This is a genomic window from Acidovorax sp. HMWF018 (assembly GCF_003061035.1).
In the GTDB taxonomy this organism is placed as follows: domain Bacteria; phylum Pseudomonadota; class Gammaproteobacteria; order Burkholderiales; family Burkholderiaceae_C; genus Acidovorax; species Acidovorax delafieldii.
Window position 1 is genome coordinate 1 of sequence record NZ_QAIM01000332.1, and the last position, 12,935, is coordinate 12,935.

Here is a 12,935-nt window from a genome sequence, read left to right on the forward strand (position 1 = left end):
CTGCCCGCCCACGCCGCCCTTGGCGTTGACATGGTCGATGTAGAGGGCTGCGCCCTGCATGGATTCGGCCACCGTGGCGGCGGCCGAGCCGGTGATGCCCACCGTCTGGCCAATGAGGATCTGTGCATGGGCCGAACCGATGCCCAGGGCAGCAGCCAGAGCGCAGAGCGCGCCGGCCAGGCCAGTTTTCTTCATGGGGTTGTCTCCTGCGTGTGGAGCGCCCGAGTGTAGGGACGCCCCCGCGCGGGACAACTGTAAAAACGCGTAGGCGGGCGCTCAGCGGCGGAAGCGCCCGTCCGTGCCGATGATGGCCAGGTCGGCAAAGTCCAGCCCGGTATGGTCCTCGGGGCTGAAGTTCACCTCCAGACCGCCCAGGTCCAGCTTCTTGATGCTCTCCAGCGCGACCTGGATCTTCTCGCGGGTGGGCTTGGGGCCCGCGCGCTTGAGGCCTTCCACCAGCACCTTGGCGGCGGCAAAGCCTTCCAGCATGGCGGGGCTGATTTCGGTGAGCCCCTTGGTCTTGGCCAGTTCCTGGGCTTCCTTCACCATTGGGTAGGTCACGGCCCGTTCGTTGGGGAACACCTGGGTCACGATCACGCCCCGCGCGTTGGCCCCCAGGCTTTTGATGAAACCGCTGGAGGCATTGTTGGACAGCGTCACGATCTGCGCGGCCGAGCCCGCAGTGCGCAGCGCGGTGGTGGCATCCACCACCGCAGAGCCCGAGGCCACCATCAGTACCGCCTGCGCATCGGCCTTGGCCACCTTGGCGGCAATGGGGGCGAAGTCGGGCTTGGCGCGGTCGAATTTTTCAGATACCACCGCCGTCAGTTTGGCGGCCGCCAGCCCCTTTTGCGCGCCCTGGATGCCGTCGGCGCCAAAGCTGTCGTCCGCGTACACCAGCGCCACGCGGGTGATGCCCATGGAGGCCAGGTGGGTGATTGCCTTTTCGGCCTCGCGCTGGTAGGTGGCGCGCACATTGAAGATGTATTTGCGCACCGGCTGGTGCAGCACCATGGCGCCGGTGGACGGTGCCACCAGCACCACGCCGTGTTTATCCAGCAGTGGCAGGATGGCCTCGGTATGGGGTGTGCCCCGGTTGAGGAACAGGGCCGACACGTTCTTGTCCTCGATCAGCGTGCGGGCGTTTTCGGCCGCCAGCTTGGGGTCGAACTTGTCGTCCAGGGAGATCAGCTCGATCTTCTGGCCATTGACACCGCCCTTGGCGTTGATGGCGTCGATGAACAGCAGCGCGCCATCGGTGGTCTCTTTCACGCCCGCTGCCACCTGGCCGCTGAAACCTGCGGTCTGGCCGATCAGGATCTGGGCATGGCTGGCTGCACTGGCCGCAAGCGCCAGGACCAGGCCGGCTGCTCGCTGTTGCCATTGTTTTGTCATGGCGGTCTCCTCTTGTTTTGTGTGGAGGCCGCAGTCTAAACCGATGTTTCGGGCCAGAACACCCGCTTTTCGCCAACCGTTGCTCCATTGCTTGTGCTTTGTCCACGGTCAAAGCACCGCAGCGCGCCTCGGGGGTAATCGGCGCGCGCAGGCGCAAACGCCGGGTGCGTCCCTAGAATGTCCCGCCTCACACCCGAAAGACCGCTTCCATGACCCAGGGACTGATCCGTATCCGCGGCGCACGCCAGCACAACCTCAAGAACCTGGATCTGGACATCCGTACCGGAGAACTCACGGTGGTCACAGGCCCCAGTGGCTCGGGCAAGTCCAGTCTGGTGTTCGACACGCTCTATGCCGAGGGCCAGCGCCGGTATGTGGAGACCTTCAGCGCCTATGCGCGCCAGTTCCTCGACCGCATGGACAAGCCCGCCGTGGACAAGGTCGAGGGTGTGCCCCCGGCCATTGCCATCGACCAGACCAACCCGGTCCGCTCCAGCCGATCCACCGTGGGCACGATGACGGAGCTGAACGACCACCTGAAGCTGTTGTTCGCGCGTGCCGGCCAGTTGTTCGACAAGCAGACGGCACAGCCGGTGCGGCATGACACGCCCGAGACCATTTATGCGGAGCTACAGCAGCGCAGCGCCGCAGCGGGCGACCCGCGCATCGTCTTGACGTTCCCCGTGGAGCTGCCTGCCAACACCAGCGCCGAGCAGGTTGAGCAATGGCTGTCTGCCAGTGGCTTCACCAAGGTGCAGGCCGAGCGCGAAGTGGCCACGCCCACGGGTCCACGCAAGGTGCTGGATGTGGTGGCCGACCGGTTCCGGCTGGGCAACGCCGAGAAGGCGCGCGTGATCGAAGCCATCGAGGTCGCGCTCAAGCGCGGCACGGGGCGGCTGAATGTCTATCGTCTCGTGGATGAGAGTGAGGCCGAACTCTGGCGCTTCTCCACCGGCCTGCACTGCCCTGACAGCGATCTGCGCTACAGCGACCCCATCCCCTCGGCCTTCTCGTTCAACTCCGCCGTGGGCGCGTGCGACAGCTGCCGGGGCTTTGGCCGCGTGATCGGCGTGGACTACGGTCTGGTCATCCCCAACGACAAGCTCACCCTGCGCGCCGGTGCCATCAAGACCATCCAGACGCCTGCATGGAAGGAAGCGCAGGACGACCTCATGCGCCACGCAGAGGCGGCAGGCATCCCGCGCGACACGCCCTGGAACAAGCTCACGGACGATCAGAAGAAATGGGTCATCGGCGGCGCGCCCGGCTACAAGGACGGCCAGTGGAGCAAGCAGTGGTATGGCATCAAGCGTTTCTTCGAGTACCTGGAAAGCAAGGCCTACAAGATGCACATCCGCGTGCTCTTGTCCAAGTACCGCAGCTACACGCCATGCCCCACCTGCGCGGGTGCACGCCTCAAGACCGAAAGCCTGCTCTGGCGCATCGGCCGCAAGGAAGATGCCGATGCGGTGCTGGAGCCGGGCAAACGCTTCATGCCCGAGGGTGTGCAGTGGTCGCGCGAGCAACTCGAGGCGCTGCCCGGCCTGTGCCTGCACGATCTGATGCTGCTGCCCATCGACCGTCTGCGCGCGTTCTTTGTGCGCATGCAATTGCCGGTGGGCGACGATGCCAAGGGCGGCGATGCCCAGGCGCTGAAGCTGCTGCACGAAGAAATCACCACGCGCCTCAAGTACCTGTGCGATGTGGGCATTGGCTACCTCACGCTCGACCGGCAAAGCCGCACGCTCAGCGGCGGCGAGGTGCAGCGCATCAACCTGACCACGGCCCTGGGCACCAGCCTGGTCAACACGCTGTTTGTGCTGGACGAACCCAGCATCGGCCTGCACCCGCGGGATATGCACCGCATCACCGAGGCCATGCTGCGCTTGCGCGACGCGGGCAACACCCTGGTGGTGGTGGAGCACGACCCCGCCGTGATGCTTGCGGCCGACCGCATGATCGACATGGGCCCCGGCCCGGGCCGCCTGGGCGGGCAGATCGTGTTCGATGGCACCACCGCCGACCTGCGCAAAGCCGACACGCTCACGGGCGCCTACCTGGGCGGACGCAAGCATGTGGGCTTTGGCTTCAAGCGCATGGTGACGGAATCGACCCCGCGCCTCATCCTGGAAGGCGCGCGCGAGCACAACCTGCAGGATGTGACAGTCGAATTTCCGCTGCAGCGCCTGGTCACCGTGACGGGCGTGAGCGGCTCGGGCAAATCGAGCCTGATCCAGGATGTGCTGGCCCCCGCGCTGTTGCGCCACTTCGGCAAGGCCACGGATGCACCGGGCGCGCACGACCGCATGCTGGGCGCCGACCACCTGTCGGACGTGGTGTTCGTGGACCAGTCGCCCATCGGCAAGACGGCCCGTTCCAACCCCGTGAGCTACGTGGGCGCGTGGGACAGCATCCGCGAACTCTTCGCCGTGGCGCCGCTGTCCAAGCAGCGCAGTTACACCGCCGCCAAGTTCAGCTTCAACAGCGGCGACGGGCGTTGCCCCACCTGCGGCGGCTCGGGCTTTGAGCATGTGGAGATGCAGTTTCTGAGCGACGTGTACCTGCGCTGCCCTGACTGCGACGGCAAGCGCTACCGGCCCGAGATTCTGGAGATCACCATTGAGCGCGGCGGCAAATCGCTGAATGTGGCGGATGTACTGGCGCTGACCGTGGCCGAAGCTGCGGCCGTCTTTGCTAACGACCGCGACGTGATCCGCGCGCTGCAGCCCATCGTGGACGTGGGGCTCGAATACGTGGCGCTGGGCCAGCCCGTGCCCACCCTGTCGGGCGGCGAGGCGCAGCGCCTCAAGCTCGCAGGCTTTCTGGCCGAGGCTGCACGCGTACAAAGCAAATCACGCCAGACGGTGGCGCGCAAGGGCACCCTGTTTCTGTTCGACGAACCCACCACCGGCCTGCACTTTGACGACATTGCCAAGCTCATGCGCGCGCTGCGCAAGCTCATCGATGCGGGGCACTCGCTCATCGTCATCGAACACAACCTGGACGTGATCCGCGCGAGCGACTGGCTGATCGACCTGGGGCCGGAAGGCGGCTATGCGGGTGGCCTCATCGTGGCCGAGGGCACGCCCGAGGACGTGCGAGCCCACGCTACATCCCACACCGGGCAGGCACTGCGCGACTACGAACTGGCGCTGGGCGTGGGCGGCCACTCGTTGCACGAAAAGGCTGCGGCGCTACGAAAATCAGAGCGCCTTGCGCATATGGATCTGGCGCCTGCGGCAAAAAACGCCATAGAAATCGTCAATGCGAAGGAACACAACCTCAAGAACCTGAGCGTGGACATCCCGCGTGGCAAGTTCAATGTGGTGACGGGCGTGAGCGGCTCGGGCAAATCCACGCTGGCGTTCGACATCCTGTTCAATGAGGGCCAACGGCGCTACCTCGAATCCCTCAATGCCTATGCGCGCTCCATCGTGCAGCCTGCAGGCCGGCCCGAGGTGGATGCGGTGTACGGCATTCCGCCTACCGTCGCCATTGAGCAGCGCCTCTCGCGCGGCGGGCGCAAGTCCACCGTGGGCACGACCACCGAGGTGTGGCACTTCCTGCGTCTGCTGTACGTCAAGCTCGGCACGCAGCACTGCGTGAAGGACGGCGCCGCCGTGCAGCCGCAGACGCCCGAGAGCATCGCCGCGCAGTTGCTCACGCAGTTCCGCGGCCAGCACATCGGCCTGCTCGCGCCACTGGTGATGAACCGCAAGGGCGTCTACACCGAACTGGCCGACTGGGCCCGCCCGCGCGGTTACACGCACCTGCGCGTGGACGGCAACTTCTTGCCCACCACCAATTTCCCGCGCATCGACCGCTTCAAGGAACACACCATCGAGCTGCCCGTGGCCAGCCTGGATGTGTCGCCCGAGAGCGAAGCGGCTTTGCGCACCGCGCTGGCCGATGCGCTCACGCACGGCAAGGGCGTGGTGCATGTTCTCTCAGGCATCACGGGCCTGCGTGAAGCCATGGAGGGCGGCCAGCCCACGGCCGGTATTGGCACGCTGCAGGCGTTCTCCACCAAGCGCGCCTGCCCCGTGTGTGCCACCAGTTATGCCGAGCTGGACCCGCGCCTGTTCAGCTACAACAGCAAGCACGGCTGGTGCCCCGACTGCGTCGGCACCGGCGTCAAGCTCACCAAGGACCAGCGCAAGGTGTTTGACGACTCGGTGCAGGACGACAAGGAAAAAGGCCGCGAGCAGACCTTTGCCGAGCCCGAGGTGGAAGACCTGGCCGACACGGCCTGCCCGAGCTGCAGCGGCACACGCCTGAACGCCACCGCGCGTGCTGTGCAGTTTGCCGGTGTGGGCATCACCGACATTGCCGCGCTGTCCGTCACGGACGTGCGCCGCTGGGTCGAGACCCTGCGCATTGAAGGTGGCATGACGGCGCGCGAGGCCGACATTGCCCGCGACCTAGTGCCCGAGATCCAGAGCCGCTTGGAGTTTTTGGAAGAAGTGGGCCTGGGTTACCTCACGCTGGACCGGGGGGCGCCCACGCTCAGCGGTGGCGAGGCACAGCGCATCCGCCTGGCCGCGCAGCTGGGCAGCAACCTGCAGGGCGTGTGCTACGTGCTCGACGAGCCCACCATCGGCCTGCATGCGCGCGACAACCAGATCCTGCTCAACGCTCTGCACAAGCTGGGTGACAAGGGCAACACGCTGGTAGTGGTGGAGCACGACGAAGACACCATCCGCCGTGCCGACCACATCATCGACATCGGCCCCAGCGCCGGCAAACGCGGCGGGCGCCTGGTGGCGCAGGGCAGCGTGGCCGACATCACGGGCGCCGAAGATTCGCAAACCGGCCGCTACTTGCTGCACGCGATGAAGCATCCGCTGCAGCTGCGCCGCAGCATGGCGCCCGGCGAGGTGAGTGCCGAGGCCACGGCGGCCTTTGCCCATGCCGAGGCGGCAGCGCCCACGGGCCGCCAAAGCGCCGCCGTCAGGAAGCGTGCGGCGCAGGCTGCATCGCTGGCCGCTGACGCCCTCAATGAAGCCAAGGAGCGCGCTGCCATGCGCTGGCTCACGGTGCATGGCGCGCAGTTGCACAACCTGCAGAACGTGACGGCCACCGTGCCGCTGCACCGCCTGGTGGCGGTGACGGGCGTGAGTGGCTCGGGCAAGTCCACCTTGGCGCGCGATGTGCTGCTGGCCAACGTGCAGGCCTGGGTGCAGCAGCGCAGTACCAAAGCCGGGCGCGATGCCATGGATGCAGGCAAGGCGCCGCCTTTGGTGGGTTGCGCAGGCCTGTCAGGCTTCGAGAGCATCGACCGCGTGCTCGAAGTGGACCAGACGCCCATTGGCAAAACGCCGCGTTCGTGCCCCGCCACCTACATCGGCTTCTGGGACACCATCCGCAAGCTGTTTGCTGAAACGCTGGAGGCCAAGGCCCGTGGCTATGCCGCAGGGCGCTTCAGCTTCAACACCGGCGAAGGCCGCTGCCCCAGCTGCGAAGGCGCGGGCGTGCGCACCATCGAGATGAGCTTCTTGCCCGATGTGAAGGTGCCCTGCGAGACCTGCCACGGTGCGCGCTTCAACCCCGAAACGCTGGCCGTCACCTGGCGCGGCAAGAGCATTGGCGACGTGCTGCAGATGGAGGTGGACGAGGCCGTGGGCTTCTTCGCCACCATGCCTAGCATTGCGCATCCGCTGCAGCTCTTGCAGGACGTGGGCCTGGGCTATCTCACGCTGGGCCAGCCGTCACCGACGCTGAGTGGTGGCGAGGCCCAGCGCATCAAGCTGGTGACCGAACTCACCAAGGTGCGCGACGAGGTCGGCCGCCGGGGCCAGAAGGCGCCGCATACGCTGTATGTGCTGGACGAGCCCACGGTGGGGCTGCACATGGCCGACGTGGACAAGCTCATCCGCGTGCTGCACCGCCTGGTGGACGGCGGCCACAGCGTGATCGTGATCGAGCACGACCTCGACGTGATCGCTGAGGCCGACTGGATTCTGGACCTGGGGCCCGAGGGCGGTGGCGCAGGCGGCCGCATCGTGGCGGCGGCCACGCCCGAAGACGTGGTGGCGGCGGGGACCCACACCGGCAAGGCCCTCGCGCCCGTGCTGGCCCGCTGAGGCGTGCAGGGCTGACGGCAGGAGGCTGGGCCAGCCTGGTGGTTGGCGCACAGCCCTGTCGGCCTCTGTCCTACGCACTGCGCAGAACATGGCGCACGCGCTGCATGGGATGGGCTTCCTACGATGGATTGCAGGGGATCGGCTCCCCACCTTCCATCCACATTTCAAGGACGCCCATCACCATGAACGCATTCAAATTCCTCAAGACCTGTACCGCTCTGACGGCCACCTCCGTGTTGCTGGTGGCCTGCGGCGGTGGCAATAACGACGACCCATCTCCCAGCAACGAGCCCGGTGTGCTGACAGTCAGCAACGCCACCATCGACGGCCTGAATGGCGTGTATGGCAATGGCGCTCTCAACCTCACCGATGTCGACAAGAAGAACCCTGTCGGTTCGGTGCCGGAGCTGTGCACCTTCCGGTTTGATGGCGCCAACAAGGTGGGCTCATCGGCCACGGCCTTTGGCGATATCCGTTACCGCCCCGACGCCACCAGCCTGCACCAGGTGTTCCTGACGTTCGATGGCAAGGAATACGGCAGCGGCGAACCCACCGACACTGCCGTGGTCCGCGAAAGCGACCAGGTGCGCTTCAGCGGCAAGACGCTGACGGCGTCGGATGGATCTGGCGCCACGCTGCGCGTCAGCGGCATCGTGCCCATGCGCCCCAACCGTCCTTCGGGCTGTTGAGTCCGCGTTTTGCGCCTCTGAGACTCGGTTCAAGATCTGATTGCTTGTCTCCCTCCCCGGTCCCTTCGGCCGGTTCAGCCCCAGCTGCGATAGCGGCAGGGGCTTTTTTTTGGGGGCGTGCGCGGGGCGGGTGCACACCGCTCTCCCTCGTGTTGCGGCGCAGGGCTGGGCGAACCTGTGCACCTGCGATCCCGGTGCGCGCAGCGGTTTGCTGGCGGCACAATGCATCGGTGTGCTTGCGGCGCTGTGGCCGCGCTGCACGCTACCCATCGTCCATGCCCGTACCACCCCCTCACCCAACCACCGTGGTGTGGCTGCACCCCGAAGCACCTGCCAAGCCGGCCGAGGGAGCGCCCTGCAATGGCTGTGGTCTGTGTTGCCTGGCGGAACCATGTCCGCTGGGTGTACTGGTCTCGCGCCGCCGCCGTGGCGCCTGCGTAGCCCTTCGCTGGAGCGATGTGGACCAGCGCTACTGGTGCGGCATGGTGGCCGATCCGGCCGGGGTGACGGGGCTCACCCACCCCTGGGCAGTGCGCGCCATGTCGGCTCTGGCGCGGCGCTGGATCGCATCGGGCGTGGGTTGTGATGCGCGGCTGGACGTGCAGGGTCCGCCACCAGGCAACCAGCTGAAGTAGCCTGCTATAAATTCAATAGCTATTCGGGCATGTTCGACTAGCGCAAGCAGTGAATTGGACTGAAATTTCAGCCCCCCGCACTGCGCCGAGCCAGGTGCACCCCTGCCAGCATGCAGCGCACCGATCCACCCGCCAGTTCGATGGTTGGCACGTCCAACGGCAGCAAGCGGGCGCTTTGCTCGATGGTGGCACGCTGCGCCGGTGTGAGGCTGGCAGCGGCGCGCGCCGACAGCGCCAGCACCCGGCCCTGGGCGCCCGAGAGCTCCAGCGCGTTGCCGGCAAATTCCCTGATCTGGTGGGGGCTCAGGGCGATGACCTCGCGGCCCGTTTCGCGCAGGCGCTCGCACACGGCTGCACAGCGCGCAGGGTCGGTGATCATGTGAAAGCCACCCAGCGCAAACGCGGTGCCGATGCAGAGCATCACGTTGGTGTGGTAGCAGGGCTGGCCCTCGTCGTCGGCCGTGGCAAATACCATGGGCTCGTAGTTGAAGTGCGTGCAAAAGCGCTCCAGAGCCACGGGGTCGGCGCGGTTCGATTGCGCGGTGTAGGCAATGCGGCCGATGTGGTCCAGGACCATCGCACCGGTGCCCTCCAGAAACATGCCATCGGCCTCCAGTCCCGAGTAGTCGATCACGTCCTGCACGCGGTACTCGGCCTTGAGCAACTCGATGACATCGCTGCGCCGCTCTCGCCGCCGGCTCCTGGCGTACATGGGGTAGATCGCCACATGGCCGCCCGCGTGGGTGGAGAACCAGTTGTTGGGGAACACTGCGTCGGGCGTGTCGTGCTCGCCGGGGTCGTCGAACAGGTGGACGCGCACCCCTGCGCCCTCCAGGCGCTCTGCCGCAGCAGTGACCTCGGCAAACGCGCGGCGCGAGGTGTCACGGGCCGCCAGCTGCGCGGTGCGCACCTGAAAGGCGTTGTCGGCGGCGGTTTCGGGGTTGGGGTGAAAGCGGTGCGGGCGCACCATCACAACGGCGCTGGGGGCTTGGACTGAGGTGTGCATGGCGGGGCGGGGTGTGAAAGAAGCGGGAAGAAGTCCCAGAATTTTCTTGGCAGCCCCTGCTATCCCCTAGCCTCAGAATTGATCAAAATGGCTGATAAATTGCCGTTCTGCCAGTTCTGAAGCCCACTATGACCAAGCTCGACGACACCGACCGCGAAATCATCAGCATCTTGCGTGCGGACGCGCGCACCCCTGTGGCCACGTTGGCGCAAAAGCTGCGCGTATCGCGCGGCACAGTGCAGAACCGCCTGCACAAGATGGAAGAGAGCGGCGTCATCACCGGCTACACCGTGCGCCTGCGCCCTGATTCCGAGCCGCAGCGCATCCGTGCGTGGATGAGCATTGCGGTCGAAGGCAATGCCGCCCCCGCCGTCATCCGCGCGCTGCGCGGCGAGCCCACGGTGGGGACGCTGCACACCACCAATGGCCGCTGGGACATCGTGGCCGAGGTGCGTGCCGAGAGCCTGGAAGCGTTTGACGCGGCCCTGGGCCGCATTCGCCTCACGCCCGGCATTGGCAACACCGAAACCAGTATCTTGTTGTCCACCTACAAGGCGTGATGCGGCCCTGGCGGTGCACCAGCGCAAGGGCTGCGCGCTGGCGCCTGGGCGACAGCGGCTAGGGGGTTTCCGCATGCCCTCGCAGCGCGGCCTGCAGTCCAATGGTGAAGTCTTTGTTTTTGCATTTTCAGGAGCCTCGCCATGCAACGTCGCCAGATCATCCAATGGGGAGCCGCCAGCCTCGCCGCCCCCGCGTTCCTGGCGCAGGCCCAGAGCTTTCCCAGCAAGCCCATCAAGCTGGTCATCGCCTTTCCGGCCGGAGGCCCCACCGACATCACCATGCGGTCGCTGGCCGACAACGCCAGCAAGATCCTGGGCCAGCCCGTGATCGTGGAGAACAAGCCCGGAGCCGGCGGCACCTTGCCCGCACAGCAGCTACAAACGTCTCCGGCCGATGGCTACACGGTGGCGCAGATTCCGCTGGGCGTGTTCCGCCTGCCTTACACCACCAAGATCAACTGGGACCCGGTCAAGGACATCAGCTATGTGCTGAACGTCACCGGCTACGCGTTTGGCCTGGTGGTGCCTGCCGACTCCCCGCTCAAGACCTGGACGCACTTCGTGGCTTGGGCCAAGGCCAACCCTGGCAAGCTCAGCTATGGCTCCACCGGCACCATGACCAGCCCGCACCTGACGATGGAACTCATCGCCCAGCAGCTGGGCCTGGAGCTGCTGCACGTGCCCTACAAGGGCAGTGCCGACCTGATGCAGTCCATCCTGGGCGGGCAGATCATGGCGGCGGCCGACTCCACGGGCTTTGCGCCGCAGGTCGAGGCGGGCAAGCTGCGCGTGCTCAACACTTGGGGCGCCGAGCGCCTGGCCAAGTTCCCCGACGCACCCACGCTCAAGGAGCTGGGCCTGAACCTGGTGCAGAACTCGCCCTTTGGCATCGGCGCCCCCAAGGGCACGCCCGATGCGGTGGTCAAGCGCCTGCATGATGCCTTCAAGCAGGCCATGGAGCAGGAGAGCTACAAGACCGCGCTGGCGCGCTACGACATGGTTCCGATGTACATGAGCACGTCGGCCTACAAGAAGTTTGCGCAGGACACGTTCACGCGCGAGAAGGCGCTGGTGGAGAAACTGGGCTTGGCCAAACCCACCTGAGGCCACTCCCTTCGGAGGGTGTAATGCGTTCCGTGTGATGATCCGCAGCATTGAACGGAACTCACACACGATATGGCATCCCCCTCCGACAGCATCAGCATGGCCCTGTTCTGCGACTTTGAAAACGTCGCCCTGGGCGTGCGCGATGCGCAGTACGAAAAGTTCGACATCAAGCCCGTTCTGGAGCGCCTGCTGCTCAAGGGCTCCATCGTGGTCAAGAAGGCCTATTGCGACTGGGAGCGCTACAAGGGCTTCAAGGCCACCATGCACGAGGCGAATTTCGAGCTGATCGAGATCCCCCATGTGCGCCAGTCGGGCAAAAACTCGGCCGACATCCGCCTGGTGGTGGACGCGCTGGACCTTTGTTACACCAAGTCGCACGTCAACACCTTCGTCATCATCAGCGGCGACTCGGACTTCTCGCCGCTGGTGTCCAAGCTGCGCGAGAACAACAAGCAGGTGATCGGTGTGGGCGTCAAGCAGTCCACGTCCGATCTGCTGATTGCCAACTGCGACGAATTCATCTTCTACGACGACCTGGTGCGCGAAAACCAGCGCGCCCAGGCCCGCCGCCAGAGCCCTGGCAGCAACCCGCCACCTGCGCCCCGTCGCAGCCCCGAGGAGGAGCGCAGCCGCAAGGAAAGCCAGGACGCGCGCCGCACCCAGGGCGTGGAGCTGGCGGCCGAAACGTTTGAAGCCCTGCTGTCCGAGCGCGGCGACACCGGCAAGATCTGGGCCTCGGTGCTCAAGGAAGCCATCAAGCGCCGCAAGCCCGACTTCAGCGAAGGCCGGTATGGCTTCCGCACCTTTGGCAACCTGCTCGAAGAAGCGCAGGCGCGCGGCCTGCTGGAGTTTGGGCGCGATGAAAAATCGGGCGCGTATGTGTTCCGCAGCCACGGTGGGTCGACTGCCGCCGCCGCGCCCGCGCGGCCTGAAGGAGCCGGTGAGCGAGCCAGCCAGGGCGGCGCCACGCGGCATGACTTTCATGCGGTGGCGACGGCACCCGATCTGCGTTCTGACAGTGGCGAAGGGCAGGGCGCGCCGGGCCGCAGCCGGGGGCGTCGCGGTGAGGGCGCAGACCGCCCGGACACACGCTCCACGCAGCGCAGCGAGCCGCGCAATGACTCGAACCAGGAGCCACAGGCGTCCGAGCAGGCGGATGTGCTGTCAGAGCGCCCGGCCAGCCGCTATTTCAGCCAGCCGGTGGCCCACGAGGCCGGGCCATTGGAGCGGGTGATCGACAGCAGCCCTGAGCAGGATGCGCGCGCCGAAGCGTTGGATGGCTCCGAGGCCCTGGCAGAGCAGATGCCTGCTGAGAACGATGGTGCCGAGCCTGCAGCCCCTCGCCGCAGCCGCGCCCGCAGTGGAGGCGGTGCCAAGCCAGCTGCCAGCGCCCCCAAGGCTGCTGCTGCGCCCCGGGCGCGTGGCGCGCGTGCCGTGGCGGATGCGGGCGGTGCTACAGC

At 66.3% G+C, this 12,935-nt stretch carries 8 protein-coding genes and 1 pseudogene; 6 read left to right on the forward strand and 3 right to left on the reverse strand.

Annotated elements, in window-relative coordinates; translation table 11 throughout:
* A pseudogene (locus DBR23_RS12430) lies at nt 1-195 on the reverse strand (amino acid ABC transporter substrate-binding protein); the annotation flags it as partial.
* A gap of 81 nt (nt 196-276) precedes the next feature.
* Nucleotides 277-1,395, reverse strand: a complete 1,119-nt coding sequence (locus tag DBR23_RS12435; RefSeq protein ID WP_199170773.1) for an ABC transporter substrate-binding protein — start codon at nt 1,393-1,395, stop codon at nt 277-279.
* A gap of 209 nt (nt 1,396-1,604) precedes the next feature.
* Here DBR23_RS12435 and uvrA point away from each other — a divergent pair, with 209 nt between their 5' ends.
* The 3 genes from uvrA to DBR23_RS12450 all read left to right on the forward strand — a co-directional run bounded on the left by uvrA (nt 1,605) and on the right by DBR23_RS12450 (nt 8,802).
* Nucleotides 1,605-7,478, forward strand: coding sequence for an excinuclease ABC subunit UvrA (gene uvrA, locus DBR23_RS12440; protein ID WP_108498452.1), 5,874 nt, complete (start codon nt 1,605-1,607; stop codon nt 7,476-7,478).
* A gap of 182 nt (nt 7,479-7,660) precedes the next feature.
* On the forward strand, nt 7,661-8,167 hold the full coding sequence (locus DBR23_RS12445; RefSeq protein WP_108498453.1) for a hypothetical protein: 507 nt from the start codon (nt 7,661-7,663) through the stop codon (nt 8,165-8,167).
* A 275-nt stretch (nt 8,168-8,442) separates the two neighbouring features.
* Nucleotides 8,443-8,802 carry a hypothetical protein gene (locus DBR23_RS12450; RefSeq protein ID WP_108498454.1) on the forward strand — a complete coding sequence of 120 codons (360 nt, stop codon included), beginning with the start codon at nt 8,443-8,445 and terminating at the stop codon, nt 8,800-8,802.
* Nucleotides 8,803-8,869: 67 nt separating this feature from the next.
* Here the strand turns inward: DBR23_RS12450 and ctlX are convergent, their stop codons facing one another.
* Nucleotides 8,870-9,808, reverse strand: a complete 939-nt coding sequence (gene ctlX / locus DBR23_RS12455) for a citrulline utilization hydrolase CtlX (RefSeq protein ID WP_108498455.1) — start codon at nt 9,806-9,808, stop codon at nt 8,870-8,872.
* A gap of 128 nt (nt 9,809-9,936) precedes the next feature.
* On the opposite strand from ctlX, the gene DBR23_RS12460 reads away from it, so the two are divergent.
* From DBR23_RS12460 to DBR23_RS29950, 3 genes are all read left to right on the forward strand, one after another.
* Complete coding sequence (locus tag DBR23_RS12460; protein WP_056057905.1) at nt 9,937-10,368, forward strand: Lrp/AsnC family transcriptional regulator; 432 nt, start codon at nt 9,937-9,939, stop codon at nt 10,366-10,368.
* Nucleotides 10,369-10,509: 141 nt separating this feature from the next.
* Complete coding sequence (locus tag DBR23_RS12465) at nt 10,510-11,472, forward strand: tripartite tricarboxylate transporter substrate binding protein (protein WP_108498456.1); 963 nt, start codon at nt 10,510-10,512, stop codon at nt 11,470-11,472.
* A 72-nt stretch (nt 11,473-11,544) separates the two neighbouring features.
* The coding region (locus tag DBR23_RS29950; RefSeq protein ID WP_233250428.1) for an NYN domain-containing protein at nt 11,545-12,935 on the forward strand (1,391 nt) is incomplete at its 3' end.

What these genes read in the sequence shown, in the direction of transcription:
- DBR23_RS12435 (WP_199170773.1), bottom strand. Translation starts at nt 1,395, where the DNA reads ATGACAAAACAATGGCAACAGCGAGCAGCCGGCCTGGTCCTGGCGCTT.
- uvrA (WP_108498452.1), top strand. Translation starts at nt 1,605, where the DNA reads ATGACCCAGGGACTGATCCGTATCCGCGGCGCACGCCAGCACAACCTC.
- DBR23_RS12445 (WP_108498453.1), top strand. Translation starts at nt 7,661, where the DNA reads ATGAACGCATTCAAATTCCTCAAGACCTGTACCGCTCTGACGGCCACC.
- DBR23_RS12450 (WP_108498454.1), top strand. Translation starts at nt 8,443, where the DNA reads ATGCCCGTACCACCCCCTCACCCAACCACCGTGGTGTGGCTGCACCCC.
- ctlX (WP_108498455.1), bottom strand. Translation starts at nt 9,808, where the DNA reads ATGCACACCTCAGTCCAAGCCCCCAGCGCCGTTGTGATGGTGCGCCCG.
- DBR23_RS12460 (WP_056057905.1), top strand. Translation starts at nt 9,937, where the DNA reads ATGACCAAGCTCGACGACACCGACCGCGAAATCATCAGCATCTTGCGT.
- DBR23_RS12465 (WP_108498456.1), top strand. Translation starts at nt 10,510, where the DNA reads ATGCAACGTCGCCAGATCATCCAATGGGGAGCCGCCAGCCTCGCCGCC.